At 64.1% G+C, this 19,362-nt stretch carries 16 protein-coding genes; 9 read left to right on the top strand and 7 right to left on the bottom strand.

All coding sequences use genetic code 11. The features are described 5' to 3' along the window. Positions 1 to 88: 88 nt before the first annotated feature. The 5 genes from QRN63_RS04695 to QRN63_RS04675 form a co-directional block, all read right to left on the bottom strand. Entirely contained in the window at positions 89 to 2,152 is a 2,064-nt protein-coding gene (locus tag QRN63_RS04695; RefSeq protein ID WP_285029636.1) for a phospholipase effector Tle1 domain-containing protein, read from the bottom strand. Positions 2,153 to 2,271: 119 nt separating this feature from the next. Then, positions 2,272 to 2,715 carry a hypothetical protein gene (locus tag QRN63_RS04690; RefSeq protein WP_285029635.1) on the bottom strand — a complete coding sequence of 148 codons (444 nt, stop codon included), beginning with the start codon at positions 2,713 to 2,715 and terminating at the stop codon, positions 2,272 to 2,274. 242 nt (positions 2,716 to 2,957) lie between these two features. After that, complete coding sequence (locus QRN63_RS04685; protein ID WP_285029634.1) at positions 2,958 to 3,779, bottom strand: hypothetical protein; 822 nt, start codon at positions 3,777 to 3,779, stop codon at positions 2,958 to 2,960. Between the two features lie 134 nt (positions 3,780 to 3,913). Then, positions 3,914 to 5,269 (bottom strand): serine-threonine protein kinase, encoded by a 1,356-nt coding sequence (locus QRN63_RS04680; protein WP_285029633.1) that lies wholly within the window; start codon positions 5,267 to 5,269, stop codon positions 3,914 to 3,916. A 23-nt stretch (positions 5,270 to 5,292) separates the two neighbouring features. Then, positions 5,293 to 7,245 (bottom strand): S8 family peptidase, encoded by a 1,953-nt coding sequence (locus QRN63_RS04675; RefSeq protein ID WP_285029632.1) that lies wholly within the window; start codon positions 7,243 to 7,245, stop codon positions 5,293 to 5,295. 882 nt (positions 7,246 to 8,127) lie between these two features. Here QRN63_RS04675 and QRN63_RS04670 point away from each other — a divergent pair. The 8 genes from QRN63_RS04670 to QRN63_RS04635 all read left to right on the top strand — a co-directional run bounded on the left by QRN63_RS04670 (position 8,128) and on the right by QRN63_RS04635 (position 15,717). Continuing rightward, complete coding sequence (locus tag QRN63_RS04670; RefSeq protein ID WP_285029631.1) at positions 8,128 to 9,813, top strand: glycoside hydrolase family 19 protein; 1,686 nt, start codon at positions 8,128 to 8,130, stop codon at positions 9,811 to 9,813. Then, a complete protein-coding gene (locus tag QRN63_RS04665; RefSeq protein ID WP_285029630.1) occupies positions 9,813 to 10,799 on the top strand; it encodes a hypothetical protein in 987 nt (328 codons plus the stop codon). Before QRN63_RS04670 ends, QRN63_RS04665 begins: the two co-directional genes overlap by 1 nt. 372 nt (positions 10,800 to 11,171) lie before the next feature. Continuing rightward, on the top strand, positions 11,172 to 12,632 hold the full coding sequence (locus tag QRN63_RS04660) for an FAD-dependent monooxygenase (RefSeq protein WP_285029629.1): 1,461 nt from the start codon (positions 11,172 to 11,174) through the stop codon (positions 12,630 to 12,632). 52 nt (positions 12,633 to 12,684) lie between these two features. Further along, on the top strand, positions 12,685 to 13,392 hold the full coding sequence (locus tag QRN63_RS04655; RefSeq protein ID WP_285029628.1) for a DUF899 domain-containing protein: 708 nt from the start codon (positions 12,685 to 12,687) through the stop codon (positions 13,390 to 13,392). Continuing rightward, on the top strand, positions 13,389 to 13,874 hold the full coding sequence (locus QRN63_RS04650) for an SRPBCC family protein (RefSeq protein WP_285029627.1): 486 nt from the start codon (positions 13,389 to 13,391) through the stop codon (positions 13,872 to 13,874). The genes QRN63_RS04655 and QRN63_RS04650 overlap by 4 nt, the downstream gene beginning before the upstream one ends. An 85-nt stretch (positions 13,875 to 13,959) precedes the next feature. Beyond that, positions 13,960 to 14,805 (top strand): DUF2510 domain-containing protein, encoded by an 846-nt coding sequence (locus QRN63_RS04645; RefSeq protein WP_285029626.1) that lies wholly within the window; start codon positions 13,960 to 13,962, stop codon positions 14,803 to 14,805. 172 nt (positions 14,806 to 14,977) lie between these two features. Then, positions 14,978 to 15,433, top strand: coding sequence for a DUF5994 family protein (locus QRN63_RS04640; protein WP_285029625.1), 456 nt, complete (start codon positions 14,978 to 14,980; stop codon positions 15,431 to 15,433). An 80-nt stretch (positions 15,434 to 15,513) separates the two neighbouring features. Beyond that, on the top strand, positions 15,514 to 15,717 hold the full coding sequence (locus QRN63_RS04635) for a cold-shock protein (protein WP_267318381.1): 204 nt from the start codon (positions 15,514 to 15,516) through the stop codon (positions 15,715 to 15,717). 39 nt (positions 15,718 to 15,756) lie between these two features. Here the strand turns inward: QRN63_RS04635 and QRN63_RS04630 are convergent, their stop codons facing one another. Then, on the bottom strand, positions 15,757 to 16,155 hold the full coding sequence (locus QRN63_RS04630; RefSeq protein ID WP_267318382.1) for a DUF5994 family protein: 399 nt from the start codon (positions 16,153 to 16,155) through the stop codon (positions 15,757 to 15,759). 231 nt (positions 16,156 to 16,386) lie between these two features. Continuing rightward, positions 16,387 to 17,253 (bottom strand): MaoC family dehydratase, encoded by an 867-nt coding sequence (locus QRN63_RS04625; protein ID WP_285029624.1) that lies wholly within the window; start codon positions 17,251 to 17,253, stop codon positions 16,387 to 16,389. 87 nt (positions 17,254 to 17,340) lie between these two features. Here QRN63_RS04625 and QRN63_RS04620 point away from each other — a divergent pair, with 87 nt between their 5' ends. Further along, positions 17,341 to 19,350 carry an SDR family oxidoreductase gene (locus QRN63_RS04620; protein WP_285029623.1) on the top strand — a complete coding sequence of 670 codons (2,010 nt, stop codon included), beginning with the start codon at positions 17,341 to 17,343 and terminating at the stop codon, positions 19,348 to 19,350. The last annotated feature ends 12 nt before the right edge of the window (positions 19,351 to 19,362 follow it).

The following is a 19,362-nucleotide window of genomic DNA, read 5'->3' as shown; positions in this document are numbered from 1 at the left end:
GCCGGTACCAGCTGGTATCTCCAAATGCCGATAACACCCAAGTATGTTGGCCTCTAAAGGTATTCCCGGGGACGTGTTCCGGTATCTCCTACCCGTGGCGACGTTCATAACCAACGAGGTTCGGCGGGCGGTAGTCGACCATTATTTCCATACGCGATAGGGCAGCGTCCGCAACTAGCTCGTTGTCCGGATCTGTGTGGCCGATCTGGCGAATATATGGTGGCAGAAGACGATGTGTTCCAACGTGTGGGTTGTGCAGCGCACCAAGCGGGTCGGCGTTGATGGGGTATTCCCGGAATGTCAGTCCTTGTTCAGTTGCCTTGGTCATCATCCAGCGCAGGCTGAGACCGGCCAAGCGATTGTCGGCGTAGCCGCCGCCAACATCAGCATGTGAGCCGGGAAACCAGACCTGCTCAGCTCCGAGACCATCGTCCCAACCCCTGCTCCACAGCGTCGGTCGGTAGCTAGACCGTCGCTCGTCAATCGCGACTGCGTGACATGCGTGTCGCACGATCCGGCTCTTCGAAGTGTCGTGGAACATCAACCGGCGCCAGCGCAGGTCAAGCAAGTGTCGCTGAGTGAACGGGATACCCAGTGCACCAACCGTTTCCCACACTCCGAGAAAATGCACGTCGGGTTCACAGGCATAGCTGTGTCGAAAGTCGGTGGCCGCGAAGCTTCGCGGATGGTTGTGGGCAGAGCGGCCCCGATAGAGCGCGTAAGCCTGGTCAACACGATCAGCGAACTCCCGACGGAGTATCCCGGCCGTTCTGATCATGCCCACCACTGTCCTGGCCACGTAGGCGCCGCGGCTGAAGCCGAAGACGTAGAGCTGGTCGCTGGGCCGAAAATTCTGCACGAGGAGCCGATACGTGTCGAGTACATCGAGCTCGACGGCGGCCGGGCTATCGGCCGTTCGACAACGTTGGTGAATAGCCAGCTGGGTCTCGCCATCGGACGAAGTCCTCGCGACCGCTCCGGCAATCCTGGATACATTGGTCGTAGCCTCCCCCCGTTGTTCCCAGACGCCGTCGCAGCAAATGACCAGGTTCCGGCGGCTGTTTTGCAAATCGGTCGATCTCGCGCGTTTTGCAGGCTTCGGCAATTGTTCCGATACCGCCGCAGCCAGATCACGACCGAAGCCCTCCGGCAGCTTCGCCCGCCAAACTGCCGCAGAGTCCAGGTTCGCGTCCCGCAGTTTTGCCCCGCTGAGATCCGCCCACTGCAGCATCGCCCGGTAGAGGTTGGCTCCTTCGAAGTCCGCATAGCGCAGGTCGGCACGCTCAAGGTCGGCGCCGACCAGATTGGCACCTGGCAGTGCAGCTGCCCAGAGCTTCGCGTTGATCAGGCTGGCTGCCTGCAAATTCGCCGAACGTGCTCGGACATGCTCCAAATCGACGCGGTCCAAAACGGCGTCCGGCATGTTGGCGCTGTTCAAATGGGCGCGTCGCAGATTGGCATCGGTGAGGTTGCTGCTGTCGAGGCGAACGTCATCGAGTCGGGCGTCACCGAGGTTGGCGGAGCGCAGGCTGGTGTCCCTGAGGTCTGCTGCGGTGAGGTCTGCCTCGTCGAGTTGAGCTCCACGCAGGTCTGCGCCGTTCAGACGAGCGCCTCTCAGGTCGGCGTTGACCAGGCACAAATCACGCAGATCGGGCAGGTGCCCGTGCGCGACGCCGTGTTGGCATAGAACGGTCAACGCGGCCTGAATGTCGGGGCTGGGGTGCTTCGGGAGATCCGGCTGGTACGCCGTCGATGCGCCGGATTCAGGCTTGCGAGGCGCACGATGCCGGATGAATGATGCGAGGACTTCGAGAATGGCCAGGCGGTCGTCGGAGGAGTCGCGTACCAAGGCTTCAAGCGCTCGGATTGCGCCGACGCGTACGTATAGTTCGGTGCCGCCAAGTTGGGTGAGTGCATTGGCTACCTGGCTCGCCGTCTGACCGCGGCGTGCCAGGCGGTAGTTAAATGCCGTGAAGAGCAGGCCTCCGGCCACAACTAGGGCCGCGCCGGCCGAGGTTACCGCTACACGTGCATTCTGTTCCGCAGTGAGTTGCGCCTCGTGGGTCGGTTGGGTGCCGGTGAGGAGCGCAGGAACGAACACGATCGCCAGCAGGTAGCCGACAGCACCGGATACGAGCAGCGTCCCCAGCAATACACGCCGCGTGTTTCGTGAACGGAGGACAGTCCATCGACTCTGGTCTCGATTCGCGCTGCCAGCCGAGACGGACTTGCGAGACCGCTTAACCGAGTTCGGCTGCCAGCGTTGTTGATTCAACTCGAGGAACCCGAAATGTCTTGTTGCGGTTCCCGGTCGCCGTCGGGATGCTCGGCTACATCGTTCACCGTTCGCAACTTGCTTTCATCGACTGCGGTGTAGCCCAGAAGATGCGAGTTACGCGTGCGAAGACCCCAATATTCAGTTCGCTCGCCATCGACTACTTTGCGGCCGTCAAACGCCACCGCTCCGGCGCTTACCAACAGCTTCCGCAACTCATCGTCGGTGAAGCCGCGTATGTGGTACTTGATGATTCCGAAGCTGCGCCGAGTCCATTCCTTGTGCTGCAGAAGTTGGTTGATTGCCTCGCGGACCATGAACTCGGTTCGCATTTCTGCGTGGAGTCTCTCGCGCGCGGTTGTTGCAGTCATCCGGCCGACGCTGAAGGCTACTGCGGCGGTGATCAACGCTCCGATGGCGGTACCCCAAGCTGGCGACACCCGAACAATTCTATTTATCAAAGTCGCTGGACGACTGGGTTTCTACGAATCAGGCCACGTCCACGCGTCCTGTTCGAGTCAGCGTCACAATCCCACGCTGGCGACCGCGGTGTCCGTGTGCCTAGAAGCGCGGACTTCGTCGTCCGACTTTGTCTCTCACCCGCTCCGGCCCCGGCACAGACGCGTGGCAGCACACCTCTGGTGAAAATTTGGGCGACGGCGCATTACGCAGTTCGCGCGGCCTACGCGTCCAGGCCGTCGGCAGCCTGCGTCTCAGCAGACTTAGAGATGAGCTTGACAAGGTCGTGTAGGGGTTTTGTGCCGCCTCCGATGATCAGTCCGGTGGCCAGAATTTCCGCCCACCATGGCTTGGTCGCTGCGATTCCTACGGTGCTGAGAAAATATAGGTTCATCGATGCGGCGACGACCATGCCCGCGCATGTCGCGATCACCCAGAACGCGGTGGTCCTTGCCAGTTGCCGAACACTGAGCTTCTCAGCCTTGGTTGCAGCGCTTTTGATCGCCTGAGTCACCTCGTTGGTGTCAGCATCGCCGTCCGACGAGCTATCGCCGGTGTCCGCTTGACGCCTTTGGGCGCGGCTGTGCACGAACGCTGCGGTCTGTGCGCCCGCCTTCTTGAGCGCGGTTCCAGCTTCCATTTCGCTTGTCGCTGTCGGCAGGATGGCATCGCTGAATGGCTCCAACAGGCGCTCGATCGCTAGCGCGGCAACGAAGAACACGGCGAATATTGTGAGGCCGTCGACCGGCACAGCCGATCCGGTTGCCACAACCGCGGGGTGTGCGAAATGTGCATCGAGGAACCAGCATAGGAGCAGAACCGTGCCGACGCCCCCGAGCGCAATTCCCCACCGGCCGAAGGCTCTATGGCACTTTTGCGGTTCGAGCCCAGACAGGTCTTCTGTCTCGATCGGCGCGAGACTCTGGGCGATCTCGGGCGAGATGAGATGCTGACGACGGTCGGCGCCCGCGAACGCGCCCACTCCCGATTGCGGACGACGAAGATGTGCCGCGAGCGCATCCTCGGGCGTGACTATTGTCGCCATCGTGTGTCCTCCTAACCGTCCGCGGAACTGGGATGCGGAACTCATCTTCCGCCGAGAAACGAGTTCGGTTCGGCAGACAGTAACGTCCGCCAAATCTGCTCGCCAGACAACGCATCTGATGATCCAGGGATTAACTACCCGCCCACTCTGTCAGGCGTGAGTTTGGCGGCAGATGCGACGATCCACGCTAACTCGGGGTGGAAGATGTCGCTGTGAGCCCCAGACGGTGGATTGCCGTTCCTCACCACCGCGGACGAATCGATGTTGAGGATTGTGTTCTTGGCGAACGGGTAGCCGGTGCCGACCTGGTCGATGAATTGTGTCGTGCTGTCGTATGCGCCGAGGGAACCAATCGCGCGGTAGCGGAACAGCGGGTCGGTGACGCCGGCTGTGTCCTGCCCGGCGGCTGCCGAGGCCAGTGGGTAACTGAGGCTCAGCGCGGTGTCGTAACTGGAGAAGCACACGGTGAGCGGTCCGTCGACTCGGACTAGCTGACCCGCCAGTGCGCCCTTGGGGGGCGTGGCGTCGAACGGAAGTGTGTCCAAGAAGGCGAATCGGGAGAACGCACCTTCGAGCAGGGTGACCGATTTGACTGGCGACGGGTCACCTGCGGGCAGGCCGGCCAACGCGAAGGAGACCACGCGGGCGCCAAAGCTATGTCCGACCAGATGGATTCGCAGTGTCTTGAATTCGTCCTTGGCGGTGATCCGCCCGATGAGCGGGCCTAGCCCGCGTTGCCCCACCACGCCGGCGCGGTTCTTCATCTGCCAGTAGGACAGCCCTCGCAGTGCTTCCTTGGCTCCATGCCAGAGCTTCCCGATCTGGTCGAGGACGCCGGCGCCGCCGCCGGCTCCCGCGCCGGCGAGGTTGACTCCTGATGCGACCAGCGCGTTGGCGTAGGCGCCGAAGACCTCATTGGGGGTCTTGCCGTCTTTGAACATCGCCGGCCGTTCGGTCTCGGCCGCCTCGCCGTCGGCGGATTTGACGCTGACGGCGTCGTTGAATCGCTGCATAGTCGCCAGCAGCTCGTCGGCTTTTGCCTGGCTGGGGTCTACGGCGAGCAGCGAGGCGATCTCGTCGAGTTCCGTGGCTCCTTGGGGGAAGAGGGTTTTGAGGTCCTGTAGCTGCTGCGGGGTCAACGCCGGGCTGCCCGCGTTGGCGGTTGCGGTTGTGGTGAGCGCCGCGGCCCCGGGGGCCGCTCCCGGCGGGGGATCGAAGTCCGGGATGGTCACGTCACGCCACAGCTGCGATGGCCAACGAACGCCGAGGAAACCGACTTTGTGGTCGGGGTCCAGCTGAGCGTTGAGGAGGTCGACCCATTTCGCGTAGAGCGCTGTCGCCGCGGCTTCGTCGTTGTTCCACCCGTGGGAGAACACGACGAGGTCGGTGACCTGGCTGTCGGCCAGCTGATGGCCGAGATCCTGTTCGGCCGCTGGATCGGGGTCGCCCTGGTCGTCGAATGTGATTTTCCAAGGTCCTGAGATGGCCATAATTATCGTGGTCCTTTCGGTGGTTAGGGTGTCTGTAAGGCGCGCATCAGGTCGACCATTCCGGCACCCTGGAAACTCGGGTCGCGGTGCAGCGATGTGGCCGATGACATGAAGATCCGCTTGACCTCGTCGGGGTTTCCGACATACTCGCGCTGTACCGAAAGAAATGCTGCGATCGCTCCTGATACGTGGGGGGCAGACATGCTGGTGCCGCTGTCCTCGATATAGGCCGCGGCGCCATCGAAGTCGGGGAACTGGGCGCTCGTGATGCTTGTGAGGTTCTTTCCGGCAGCGGCGGAGGTGATGCGTTCGCCCGGTGCCACGAGGTCCGGCTTGCAGCGGCCGTCACCGGTCGGTCCGCGGGAAGAGAAGAAGGAAATCCCGTTGGTGTGAGGGGAATCTCGGTGTGTCGAGCCCACGGTGATGGCCTTTTCCGCGTTGCCTGGATCGTTGATCGTGATGCCGGCACTGAACTGGGTCACATCTGACTGGCTCTCGTTGAGAGTGACGTAGCCGGAGTTGCCCGCCGCGGCCACGACCACGACACCGGAGTCCACCAGCCGGTTCACTTCCAGGCACAGTGGACTCTGTCCGCATCCGAACCATTCAGCGAGAAATGCGTAACCCAGCGAGAGGTTGACCCCGTGGATACGGGTCAATTTGCCGGCCTCGGCGTTCTTTTGGCGGACGTAGGCGAGGGCGGCCATCACCCGGCCAGTCCTGGCGGTCAGGTCGCCAAACTCGCTGAGCACCTTGAGGCTGACGAGTTTGGTCAGCGGCGCAACGCCATTGAGCTGGTCGATGTCCACAGTGCGGGGTATCAGGATGGGGTCGCTACTGCCCGGTGCGCCGTTGTTTTGACGTTTCGCGACGGCCAGGGCGTGACGGGGCCGGTCGTCGTCAGGTTTCCAATCCCGTAGGCCACCAGCGATGATCCCTGCCACGTGCGTTCCGTGTCCGTCGTCGTCGATTAATGCCCGTTTGGGATCGTCACTGCCAGAGACGAAGTCGTGATGCAGATCGGCTACCGCCGGGTCGTCGAGCGTGTGATGGCCGAGAAAGTGCGGATGCGTCTCATCAATGCCGGAGTCGATGACCGCCCATACGATGCCCTCGCCGAAGGCAGCGAAAGACCGCTGCGCCGGCACCGCCTTCACCGTGATCGTCGAGGCGTCAATCTGGCGGTGCACTGGGAAGTCTGGCCAGATTCGGAAGATGGCGCGCTGGGGCCAATCTCCGGCAGCTGAGTCCGCGGTGGCAATGTTCTGCACCTGTTCGGTGGTCAGCTCCCCCGACAGGTAATGTTCGGCTACGACGACGGGTTCCCCGGCGCCGCCGACCAAGGTCCACAGCTGGCGTACCCGGGCAATAGCGCCGCCGATGCCGGTGCCTTGCGCGGCGTCGGTGCCCAGGCCGTATTGCAGATTCAGCTCGATCATCACCGGCTCGGGTGAATCTGGCTGATGAATCAGGCTCTGCCAGTCGATGGTCGGACCGACGGCGCCGTGGATCAGATAGCGGGACCGAAATGACGGCCCGGCCACCCCCGCGAATCGCTGAGTGTCCCTCCAGGGCGGCTCCTCATGGGAGGACTGTTTTACCTTGTCTTGCAACGACGCCACGACGACGCCAGAAATCACAGGACCCGCGGAGACAGCTGGTGGTGCGGCGGGCGCGGTGTCCTCGGCAACCAGCTGAGCAACATTGCAGGCCGCCTCGGATTGTCTGCGTCCGGCAGCCGTGGTCGCCAGGACCTGCTCGCCCGCGGCGGTATCCACAGCTCGTGCCGTGCTGCGGCGAAGCAGTTTTCGGGATACTAGTTTTGTCGCGGCTTCGTCGACACGCGACTCCCAACTTGGCCGCGCGCCCTGATATAACCGGTCGGCCGCCAGGAATAGGGAAGCGAACTTCGCGCCGACCATCTCCTTGATCGCCGTCGCCGTCGCGGGCCGCTCCTCGTCCTCGAGGGCCGTCACCGCGCACAGCACCCTGGCCTGCCACGAGCGTTCCGCAGACGGGGCTCCGATGTCATCATCGCGGGATTCGAAAGTCATCGCTGCCTGCCTGCCTGAGCCGAGGGTCCGCGCAGAAGGCGACGACAATCGTCGCCCACTTCTCGGCGATTGTGGCCGGCCGGTTCGCCTCGGCCATAGATGCACGTAGAACTGTTCTCCACCGTGGTGCCCCCAACGATGTCCGATCGGTATCGCTTGCGCGGCTACCTCGCAAGGTACGCCCGCACCGACACCCGCGCACCAATTTCGTCCGAAGAAAACACCCGCCAAGCTCAACCGTACTTAGGGCATACGGGCCATCGCCGGCACGAACCTAGAGTTCCGATCCCTTCTGTACACAGAGGCGAAGAGCAAATCACTAATTAGCCGATGGCTTGATCTTGATTCCGCAAATTGCCCACGCATTTCAAGATCGATATTTTCTGCGCGACCACCACACAAAAGCCGTGCCGTTGAACACAGCGACGCGACCTCTTGCCGTTGTGACCTTATGGTCATTTATGGTTAACACGAATGCCTTTGGTACAGTTGCGAGCTGACGCACAGCGCTAGAACCGGATCGTCGCGACAAAGACTGCCGAACTCCCCCAGGCTTGACCCACCACTCCTACAATGGCGATTTCGCGCCGATCTTGAAGGTCAACTCGCGAAATTTGGGGAACATCGCAGCAAATTTGCGAATCCTGGTCCGCTAACGCCCTCGCAGTGCTCCAATTGCCAGGAGGTAAAAGCAGGTACCGGAAGATGCGTGCGCCCTACGGCCACAGCGTTCGAAGGTGTTGGCACGGGCCCGTGGTGCGTATCGATGTCCGACTCGGTGAGGCTGAACTGGGGGGCGCTCACGTGACAGAGAAGAAGCTGCAATTTGACCCGTCCGTAGTGCCGCAGCGAGAGACGTGGGACTGCGGCCCGGCGTCATGCCAAGTGGTGCTGAACTCACGGGGCATCATTCGCACCGAGCCCGACCTGATCCAACAGATCCACACCACAGTGAACGGTACGGACTATGTCGGCCTCATCGAGCGGGTGCTCGACCTGATCGTGCCAGACGCGCGATATACGTCGATCTACATCGAGCACTACCCCGCCACCGACCAGCAGAAGGCTGAGTTGTGGAACAACATCGTCCAATCAATCGACGGTGGCTTCGGCGTTGTAATGAATTGGGATGCGCCACCGAACAACTACCCGATCGGGGTAAAGGGCTCGCCATCGCCTAGCTACCACGGCGGCGAGGTCTTTCACTACATCGCCTGCATGGGCTATGACGACGACCCGGCCGCGCGGGCACTCTGGATCGCCGACCCCGGCTTCCCCCCATTCTGCTACTGGATCACCTTCGACCAAGCAGCCAAACTCATTCCGCCGAAGGGCTACGCGTACGCCGACACCGGAGCCAAGCAGGCCGCGCCGATCGCACCGCCCGACCAGGCCGCCGACACACTGATGCGCGCAATGGGCGGCAGCGTGCCGTTCGACCGCTACCGCGAGCTGCTGCCGTCAGTGACCCAGGCGCTGCAGCAGTCCCAGTGCAACACCATTGACCGCGTCGCGATGTGGATGGCCCAGGTCGGCCACGAATCCGTTGGATTGAAGTTCATGTTCGAGCTGTGGGGGCCGACTGCAGACCAAGCCGGATACCAGGGCCGCGCTGATCTCGGAAACCTCCAGCCCGGCGACGGCTTTCGGTTCAGAGGCCGCGGTCCCATCCAAGTCACCGGGCGAAACAACTACACCAACCTGTCGCAGTGGGCATTCGGCAAAAAGCTCGTGCCCTCGCCGACGTTCTTCGTCGATGATCCCGACCAGCTGGCAACTGACCGCTACGCATTTCTCGGAGCCATCTGGTTCTGGACCACGCAGCGACCGATGAACGACTTCGCCGACCGCGCCGACATCGAGGGCGGATCAATCGCAGTCAACGGCCGAAACGAAAACACGGGGCGTGCCAACGGTATCGAAGACCGTATCGCCCGCTGGAACCGTTGCCGCGGCATGGGCGCGGTGCTACTTACCATCCCCACGACCACAGGAGTGATCAGCATGGCCGACGCCCAAGACATCAAGAACGCCACCGCCGGCGTAGACGGCAATGGGCTGCCGGAGCCCTGGCGGTGGGCCTACTCACGCTGGCCACGCGACTTCAACCAGGTCGTCAGCGATCAAGCTCGCGGACCGTGGAACCGCACCATGCCCGACGGCAGCGTGCACCCCGGCCACACTGACGCCTACGAGCAGATCGTGCCCATCAACGAGCAGATCGCCTGGACTCACGTGTTTTCCGATGGCATCGAACGCGATTCGGGCGATGTGTTGATGGAGTTGATGGAGTTCGCGATTCAGTGGCGCCAGGCCAACGGCCTACCCACGAGCGCCTTCAAACCGAACGGCAACGGCGGACCCGTGAAGACAGTAGCGGCAGTGAAGGCTGCGCGAAAGCAGCCGGCCAAGGCGGCGGCGAAGAAGCAACCCGCGAAGGCGGCAGCAAAAAAGCAGCCCACCAGGGCAGCGAAGAAAGCTCCCAGATAATGACCGACTTCGGCGACCTGCTTGCCGATATTCGAGGGGTCCGCCGGATCCGTCATGCGTGGCTGACCTGCTCGGGCACCTGGGCCGCGCCCGGCACCGGTTACAGCTCATGGGTGATCCAAAACGCTGACCCGGAACTGGTTTACGAGGTCGCGGTACAGGCACCGTGGTCGTTCGGCCCAGTCAACAGCCCTGACCCGATGGCGCCGAGCTATCGACAGAGCGTCGCGATCGGCAAGCAATGGGCGATGAACTGGATTAACGCACACCCGAACCAAACATTCGGACTGGGCGGCTACAGCCAGGGTGGCCAGTGCGCCAGCGAGATTTTCGTCGAGTTACTGCCGGGCGGCCAGCTGGAAAACCGATTCGACGACTTCATCGGAGGGTTCAGTTTCGGTGACCCGATGCGCCCGGCCGGCGTCACCGGCGGCGGTGCACCCGATCCCGGTGGTGCCGGTATCAGCCCAGTACGGGTCGACCATCCCGACCCGCGCTGGTGGTACGAATCCAACGGACCTGCCAACGGCGCCAACGGAATTGACCTCTATACGGCGACGCCGCTCAACGGCGCCGGCCGCATCATTCGCATCTTCTACGACATGGGCGTAGACATTGGACTCTCACCGACACCGTTGCCGATGATTCAGGCGATCGCCAAAGGCGTTATACAACTGCTCATGGACCTGTTGGGGCCACTCGGTGGGCTCGGCGGCCTCGCAGCACTCGGCGCGTTCGCAGCGCAAGCCGGGCAATTGATGAGCACCCCGGGCATTCCCTCGCTGCCCGCAGGCCAAGTTCAAGGTGTGACCGTGGTCGACGCCATCGAGGCCGCTGTGGTGGCGTTGCAGTTCGTCGCCGCCAACACCGCACCACACGTCACCTACGACACCACCGACGCCGTCCCCGGCGTGAACCACATCGCCCACGCAGTAGGCCACGTCAACGCTGTGTGCGCCTCGGCATCTGCCCATGCGGCCGCGTGAGGTCCGCAATCACGTCGTTTTCCAGATCGAAGGCAAAGCGTGCGATGTTGCGCCTCAGGGTGATACACGCTGTCAGCTTGTGTTCCTCGGGAAGGCATGTATGTACTCAAACAAGAAGCGCTTGACCCGCGCCGAGGAACGGGCTGTCGATCCGCGAATGGCCGCCAAATTACTTAGTTGGTCTTGCATTTGAAATGTCGAATTCGGCATCACTCAGACATTTCGTAATGCAATTTCGACACGGAGAAATGCAACCTACACCTTCCACTTTCAACATATAGCGCACCCAGGGGCTTGCGGCAAGACCCCCCTCATGATCCAGAATCGCTGGGCTGCAACGTAACTGCAGTTGATTCGTCTTGAGGGGGACGCATGACCGACACTGATGTGATCATCGTGGGCGCAGGGCCGACGGGCCTGACGCTCGCCACCGAACTCTGCCTGACCGGCGTCAAACCGCTTGTGCTGGAGCGGCTCACCGATATTCGCGGGGTCGCCAAGGCCGGTGGCATCGGCGGCCAGATCCTCAACCTGCTGCGCTACCGGGAACTCGGAGACCTCCTGACCAAAGCGGCCGGCGAGCCAGTCACTGCCAAGCTGCCGTTCGGCGGGATCCACGTCGACCTGACGAAACTCGACGAGTCGCCGATGCAGGTGCAGCGACTCCCCCAGCCTCAGCTGGAGGCACTCCTGCAGAACTACGCACAAAACCTCGGCGTCGAGGTGCGGCGCGGCCACGAGGTCGTCGGTCTGCAGCAGGACGACGACGCCGTGTACCTCGACGTTCAGGGTCCCGAAGGCCCGTACCGCATGAGCGCCAAGTACATCGTGGGTTGCGACGGCGTGCGCAGTCGGGTGCGCGACCTGGCCGGCATCGGATTCCCAGGCATCGTCTACCCCGAGATCCATCGGATGGCCACGGTGACGTGGTCGCCCGAGATCACCGTCCGCGACGACGGCGACTACGACGTACCGGGCTACGGCCGCCTCCCGTGGGGCTACAGCCAGACCGAAGGCGGCATCTTCGCCATCGCGTCGTCGGAGCCCGGGTGGCTGGGCCTCTACACCAGCGAGGCCCCGGACCACGAGTACGACGATGACGACCCGATGACGCTCGATGAACTCCGCGCCAGCGTCCGTCGCGTCCTCGGCGTGGACTTCCCACTCGGCGAGCCAAAGCGGTTGACCCGCTTCACCTATGCGGCCCGGCACGCCGAGCGTTACGTGGCGGGACGGGTGCTGCTGGCCGGTGACACCGCACATCAGATTCCGACAGGCGGCGTCGCGGTGTCGGCCGGGATGCTCGACGGGGTGAACCTCGCCTGGAAACTGGTCGCGACGCTGCAGGGCTGGGCACCGCCCGGACTGTTGGAGGCCTACCACTCCGAACGGCACCTCGCCGGCGAGCGCCTGCTGCTGCATTCTCAGGCCCAGGTGTCGTTGCGGCGAGGCCACGATCCGGCCGACGAGGCGCTGCGACAAGTGTTCAGCGAGTTGGTCTCCGATGCGCCCGCGCTCGCGCGCATCGGCGCGATGATCGCCGCGTCCGATGTCCGGTACCCGATGCCCGGCGCGCAGCCGCACGCACTGGCCGGGACATTTGCGTCGCACCTGCCCGACGCCGTCGTGGCGGCGCTGCGCGCGGCGCGACCCGTCTTCGTCGGGCCGGCAGAGCTGTGCGATGTCGCCGCACCGTGGGCAGATCGCGTCGACATCATCAGCAGCCAAACCGAGTCGCTGCTGCTCCGCCCCGACGCGCATATCGCCTGGGCGGGCGCCTCGGATGCGGGGCTGCGGGAGGCGCTGGCGTATTGGTTCGGCGAGCCGCGATGAGTATTCGGACCCGCGCTGGTCTACCCAGTGAACGCAATCTTCAGGAGGCAACATGACCGAGCAGACCGCCCTGCCGCCGGTGGTCGACCAGGACACCTGGCGCTCCGCTCTCGACGACCTGCGCCGCCGCGAAAAAGCTGCGACGCGCGAGCTCGACGCCATCGCGGCGCAACGGCGCCGGCTGCCGATGGTCGAGCTGCCCGACTACACCTTGATCGGCGCTGACGGTCCGACCCGCCTGGCCGACATCTTCGAAGGCCGGTCTCAGCTGATCGTCTACAACCACATGTGGACCGACGGCGCCGACTGGCAGTGCTCCGGGTGCACGGGCTTCACCTCACAGTTCACGCGCCTGGATTTCCTGGCGAACTACGACGCCCGCTTCGTCATCGTCACCAACGGTCCCATCGAGGAGGCCCTGGCCTACAAGGCCAAGGTGGGCAACAAGATGGACTGGTACTCGTCGTCGGAGAGCACCTTCGGGTCGGACATGGGCGCTCCGCCCGGCGCGGGTTTCGCTGTCAATGTGCTTCTGCGACATGGCGATACGGTGTACCGAACCTGGCACACCGACGGCCGCGGCTGCGAACAGCTGGGCCACAGTTTCGCGTTGATCGACGTTCTGCCCTACGGCCGTCAGGAGCAGTGGCAGGATTCGCCCGAAGGCTGGCCCCAGTCGCCGACGTACTCCAAATGGGCCAGTTCACAAGACATTGCCCGCGCATACGGGTCGAACGCAGAGAACGGACAGAACCGATGACCAGCAACTTGACCGCCCAGGAACGCTTCGTCGCCACCCGCACCATCGCCGCGCCGCCCGCAGTGGTGTTCGCCGTGCTGGCCAACCCGGCCCGGCACAAGGACACCGAGCCGGGCGACTGGGTCCGCGACGCCGTCGACACCGCGCCTATCACGAGTACGGGCCAGGTCTTCGCCATGAACATGTACCTGGACCAGGCCGGCGGCGACTACGTCACGTACAACCGCGTGACGGAGTTCGAGCCCGACAAGACCATCTCCTGGTCGACCGGCAGTCTGGACGAATCGGGACAGCACGTCCCGGGCGGTTGGTGGTGGCGCTACGACCTGACCCCGAACGGTGACCGCACCGATGTCGCCCTCACGTACGACTGGGCCGGAACACCGCAGGCCTTCCGCGACCAGATCGGTGGCATGCCGCCGTTCCCGATCGGGTTCATCGAGGAATCGCTGGCCGCGCTCGACCGGGCGGTTACGGGCTGACGGACCATTCCAGCACCCGCTGTCAGCGCCAATTCGCCATCAAGCGGCCGGGTGGCGGTGGACAATGTGCCGGTACTCACCAACCGTGAGTAACCATTCGCCGGTGGTGTCCACCGGGAAGGGGGTCCACGTGACGGCACCCGGTTGGTACGACGATCCGCACGACCGGAACGCGCTGCGTTACTGGAACGGTCAGCAATGGACACCGCAGCAGCAAAGAAAAGCCGCTGTTCCGGCGCCGCCCCCGCCGCCGCCGAATTACGGTGCGCCGCCCCCGTCACCGAGCCCGGGCGTGCCGCCGCCCGGCTACGGCACGCCAACTCCTCCGGTTCCGCCGGGCTACGGTCAACCACCTCAGCCGCCCGTTCAAGCGGGCTTTGGGGGCCAGCCGGCAGGTGCCGGTTCGCAAACGGCGTCGCAAGGTCGGAACTTCGCCGCGAACCTGTCGGTTCCGGGCTGGCTCATCTACGGTGGCTGCCTCGCCGCCTTCATCGGTGTCTTCATGCCGTGGGTGACGGTGAGCGCCAGCGTGATCATCCAGGTCTCGGCGAACGTCAGCCCATCCCAGCAGCCGGCAGTGATGATCTTCCTGCTGGCTGCCATCGCCGTCACAGCGGGGCTGGCGTGGGCGGTGCTTTCGGCGGCCCCCGCGATACCCGCTGGGCGACTCGCCGGACTCGCAGCGGGCGCCGGCGCTCTCATCCTCGGCGTCCTGCTGGGCATCTACTGGTACTTCAGCGGCGCTTCGGAGATCAGTAATCAGCTGGGTGGTTCCGGTACGGACTTGTCCAGTCTGGTCAGTGTGTCGTTGAACTTCGGGTTCATTCTGTACACCGCCGGCGTCGCAGTCGTCATCGCCGGCGTCGCCATGCTCTGGCGAAAGCGCCCTTCGGCATCGCCGCCGATGCAGCTACCCATTCAGCCCTACTAGCGCAAAAATTCACCTCCGAGCCATACTGCCGAATCCCGCACGATTTGTACCGGCAGCTATCCCGCGTATGCTTAGCTCTATCGGCGGTACTTCGTCGTATGGCTGATCATTGCCATGCCGTCGCCGATTCGAAGAAGGTTGACCGATTCGCGGTCAAGGCAGGAGCGTCGGAATGACGCCGCAAGAACATTGCAAACCCCAGTTAGAACGCACATCATCCAAGCCAACGCCGAGATTGCGGTTGAAGCCCAAGGCTCCCCACAGCGGATTCGTCGATGGCGCGTGGTGGCCGCACACGAGCAACCTCAGTGCTGAACTACCCGACCTCTTGACCGTGCTGTCAGACCGCCTCGGTCGGATCGACCGAGTGCTGTACAACGTCGACGACTGGTCGCAGACCCCATCCAAGCTCGCCACCGGCGGGCGACGGATCCACCTCGACGGATACCGGCGCCAGCCGGTCAACACTGTCGAGGTGATCGGCTTCGACCGCGGCAGGATCGTGCTGCTGGCGGTCCCCGCCACCACGTACCCGGCCGAAGCTCGTTCCGCGCTCATGAATGCAGCGCGCCCCAATGACCGATCGACAGCGGTGAACATCCTGCTGACCGCCCAGCACGCGGACTGATCACCACATCGTTTTATCCTGCACCCCAATGGATTTGGCTGCAGCAAATCGCAGCCATCAAGAAAGAAAGTAGTTATCGCATGAGCGAAGGAACCGTGAAGTGGTTCAACAACGAAAAGGGCTTTGGCTTCATTGCCCCGGACGGCGGCACGCCGGACGTTTTCGTTCACCACAGTGAAATCCAGTCCGGCGGCTTCCGCTCGCTGGAGGAAAACCAGCGGGTGAAGTTCGACATCACCCAGGGCGCCAAAGGCCCTCAAGCGGTGGGCGTCAGCGTCCTCTAGGCATCACGGAACCCTTGGAGCGAGCGGCGTTATGCCGTTTCACTCCAAGGGTTTTCCCATTCTCTGCCGTCGAGCGGCGGTCAGAATCTCCTCCGCCGTCTCCAACATGGCGACGTCCCCGCGACGTGGCTCAACCGGCAGACCGGCCGCACGTCGCAGCACCATGCCGGCCAGCGGACCGTTGGTCGCACTGGGCACGATGAGCAGATTCGCAGTGCCGTCACAACCGCCGACGGTGATGATGTGCTGAGGTTTGGTGCGCCAGTCCCGCCAGTTGAGGCTCGGCGGATTGTTGAGCGGCGACCAGTTGAGGCTGACCTCGACAACCTTGCCCAATTGATCGTCCAGCGCCGCGACCAAGCTGCTCAGCTCATCGGCAAGTGCCGACGAGTACGGCCACCACGCGCCGTCGATCCGACGACCGAGATCGTAGGCCACGCAAAGCCGCACCGGTCTGCCCGGACTGCGCCGCGGCACGGGATACGCCATCAGGTCACCACAAAACGGGGAAGCAAGTCGGTGCGCCATCTCATGGAAGATCCTTACGTCGATGCCGCGACCACTCCACCCGCCGGCACGACGAGCGGCAATCACACGACTCCCATCGCCAACGCTACCCCGGTTCGGTCGATGAACCCGCCCACCCAGATGCGCCAGGCGGCCGAGTCCTCAGTCGGCGTACTCCGCGGTGCCGTCTTCGAGCACCAGCCGGGCGTTACCACCGTCGGCTCCGGCGGCCTCCGTACGGAACACCGCATGCCCGGGCTCCGTGCGCCACACCGAAGTCGTCAACGTCTCGCCGGGAAACACCGGTGAGGTGAATCGCGCGCCGACGGCCTTGATCTTCGAGGCATCGCTGCCGGCCAGCTCGGCCACCAGCACGCGGCCGGCAACGCCGTAGGTGCACAGGCCGTGCAGGATCGGCTTCGGGAAACCGGCGAGGGTCTGCGCGAACCACGGGTCGCTGTGCAGCGGATTGCGGTCGCCGGAAAGCCGGTAGATCAGCGGCTGGTCCTCGGTCGTGGCCAGTGCGACGACGGCGTCGGCCGGGCGATCCGGGATTTCCGGCGCAGCTGCCCGCTCCCCTGGCTGCCCACCGAAGCCACCCTCGCCTCGGATCACCGCAGTCGACCAGGATTCGGCGATCACGTTGCCGCTGTCGTCGGTCGCGGTGCCCTTGAACGTCAGGATCGCGTTCTTGCCCTCGCCCTTGTCCTGAATGTCCACCACCTCTGAGCTGACGTTGAATCGGCCCGACGGCGGCAGCGGCGCGTGCAACCGAATCTGCTGACTACCGTGCAGCAGCTTGCCGAAGTTGAAGCTGCCGACCTCCCCGACGGCGCCCCATGCCGGGCAGCAGATCACCGCGTAAGTGGGCAGCACCTGTTGGTCGATGCCATGGCTGTTCTCCGTGGTGAACGCCAAATCCTTGGTGCCGCAACCCACTCCGAGCGCGTAGAGCAGAGTGTCGCGTTCGGTCCACTCGAAGGGCTGCGGTGCGGTCTTGGCTCCGATGGCATTGGGGTTGATCGGCATTCGGCGGTTCTCCCTCAGAAGTCGATGTGACAAATCGGACCCTACGCGCTATTGACCTTGGGCCGCGAGAGGTTCACGATGACTCGCATGCGATATGTCGTTACCGGCGGTACCGGGTTTATTGGCCGCCGCGTCGTCAGCCGGATTCTGGCTCTGCACGACGAAGCCGAGGTATTCGTTCTCGTCCGCCGGGCCTCGCTGGCCCGCTTCGAAGAACTGGCCGCGGAATGGGGGGACCGGGCGAAACCCCTGGTCGGCGACCTCACCTCCGCGGGTCTGGGCCTGGCCGATCTGGCCGATCTGGGTCCGATCGATCACGTGGTGCACTGCGCCGCGATCTATGACATGACCGTCGACGCCGACACCCAGCAGGCCGCCAACGTCGAAGGCACCCGCGCGGTGATCGAGTTGACGCGCAATCTCAGTGCCACGCTGCACCACGTGTCGTCGATCGCGGTGGCCGGCAACTACCGGGGGATTTTCACGGAGGACGACTTCGACGTCTCGCAGGAGCTGCCGACGCCGTACCACCAGACCAAGTTCGAAGCCGAGCAGCTGGTGCGCGCCACCCCCGGTCTGCGGCACCGGATCTACCGGCCCGCCGTCGTGGTCGGCGACTCTCGGACCGGCGAGATGGACAAGGTCGACGGGCCGTACTACTTCTTCGGCGTGCTGTCGCGCCTGGCCGCACTGCCGAAGTTCACACCGATGATGGTGCCCGACACCGGCCGTACCAACATCGTGCCGGTGGACTATGTGGTCGACGCCCTGGCGGCGCTGATGCATGCCGACGGTCGGGACGGGCAGACCTTCCATCTCACGTCGCCGAATCCCATTGGGCTCAAAGACATCTACCGTGGCGTGGCACGGGAAGCCGGGCTGCCGCCGCTGCGTGGCACGCTGCCGAAGGCCACGGCCGCACCAGTACTCAAGGCCACCGGGCGGGCCAAGGTCCTGCGCAACATGGCCGCCACTCAGCTGGGTATCCCCGGCGAGGTGCTCGACGTCGTCGACCTCGCGCCGTCGTTCGCCTCGGAGACCACTGTCGCGGCGCTGCAGGGCACCGGCATCGTGCTACCCGAATTCGCTTCGTACGCACCGAAACTCTGGCGGTACTGGGCCGAGCACCTGGACCCGGACCGGGCCCGCCGGGACGATCCGCGCGGCCCGCTGGTCGGCCGCAATGTGATCATCACGGGCGCTTCGAGCGGTATCGGCCGGGCCTCGGCCATCGCCGTCGCCGAGCGCGGCGGGCGGGTGTTCGCCTTGGCCCGCAGCGCAGACGCCCTCGATGAGCTGGTGACGGAGATTCGCCAATTCGGCGGCGAGGCCTACGCTTTCACATGCGATGTGGCCGACGGCGCGTCGGTGGAACACACCGTCAAGGACATTCTCGGGCAGTTCGATCACGTCGACTATCTGGTCAACAACGCCGGCCGCTCGATCCGTCGTTCGGTGGTCAACTCGACCGACCGCTTCCACGACTACGAGCGCGTGATGGCGGTCAACTACTTCGGCGCGGTGCGGATGACGCTGGCGCTGCTGCCGCACTGGCGGGAGCGCCGGTTCGGTCACGTGGTCAACGTGTCGAGCGCCGGCGTGCAGGCCAACAGCCCGAAGTACAGCGCGTATCTGCCGAGCAAGGCGGCGCTGGATGCGTTCTCGGAAGTGGTTGGCACCGAGACTCTTTCGGACCACATCACCTTCACCAACATTCACATGCCCCTGGTGGAGACCCCGATGATCGCGCCCTCGAAGCGGCTGAACCCGATGCCGCCGATCACCCCGGAGCACGCTGCCGCGATGGTGGTGCGCGGCCTGGTCGAGAAGCCGGCCCGGATCGACACTCCGATGGGCACGCTGGGTGATCTCGGAAACTACTTCACCCCCAAGCTGTCTCGTCGCGTGCTGCACCAGCTGTACCTGGGCTACCCGGACTCGGCGGCGGCGCGGGGGGTGACCGAAACTCCGCCGGCGGCGAACCCGGATCGCCCGCGTAGCCCGCGACGGCCCAAGCGGCCGCTCGCGGTCAGCAGGGTCCGGGTGCCCCGGCCGGTCAAGACCGCGGTGCGGTTGATCCCCGGCGTCCACTGGTAGACACCGCGCAGA

It is taken from the genome of Mycolicibacterium sp. lyk4-40-TYG-92 (assembly GCF_030209435.1).
Lineage (GTDB): Bacteria > Actinomycetota > Actinomycetes > Mycobacteriales > Mycobacteriaceae > Mycobacterium.
Note: the sequence above shows the minus strand (reverse complement) of the source record. Positions and strands in the feature narration are given on the sequence as shown.

What these genes read in the sequence shown, in the direction of transcription:
- QRN63_RS04640 (WP_285029625.1), top strand. Translation starts at nt 14,978, where the DNA reads ATGACGCCGCAAGAACATTGCAAACCCCAGTTAGAACGCACATCATCC.
- QRN63_RS04650 (WP_285029627.1), top strand. Translation starts at nt 13,389, where the DNA reads ATGACCAGCAACTTGACCGCCCAGGAACGCTTCGTCGCCACCCGCACC.
- QRN63_RS04635 (WP_267318381.1), top strand. Translation starts at nt 15,514, where the DNA reads ATGAGCGAAGGAACCGTGAAGTGGTTCAACAACGAAAAGGGCTTTGGC.
- QRN63_RS04620 (WP_285029623.1), top strand. Translation starts at nt 17,341, where the DNA reads ATGCGATATGTCGTTACCGGCGGTACCGGGTTTATTGGCCGCCGCGTC.
- QRN63_RS04625 (WP_285029624.1), bottom strand. Translation starts at nt 17,253, where the DNA reads ATGCCGATCAACCCCAATGCCATCGGAGCCAAGACCGCACCGCAGCCC.
- QRN63_RS04655 (WP_285029628.1), top strand. Translation starts at nt 12,685, where the DNA reads ATGACCGAGCAGACCGCCCTGCCGCCGGTGGTCGACCAGGACACCTGG.
- QRN63_RS04660 (WP_285029629.1), top strand. Translation starts at nt 11,172, where the DNA reads ATGACCGACACTGATGTGATCATCGTGGGCGCAGGGCCGACGGGCCTG.
- QRN63_RS04665 (WP_285029630.1), top strand. Translation starts at nt 9,813, where the DNA reads ATGACCGACTTCGGCGACCTGCTTGCCGATATTCGAGGGGTCCGCCGG.
- QRN63_RS04685 (WP_285029634.1), bottom strand. Translation starts at nt 3,779, where the DNA reads ATGGCGACAATAGTCACGCCCGAGGATGCGCTCGCGGCACATCTTCGT.
- QRN63_RS04680 (WP_285029633.1), bottom strand. Translation starts at nt 5,269, where the DNA reads ATGGCCATCTCAGGACCTTGGAAAATCACATTCGACGACCAGGGCGAC.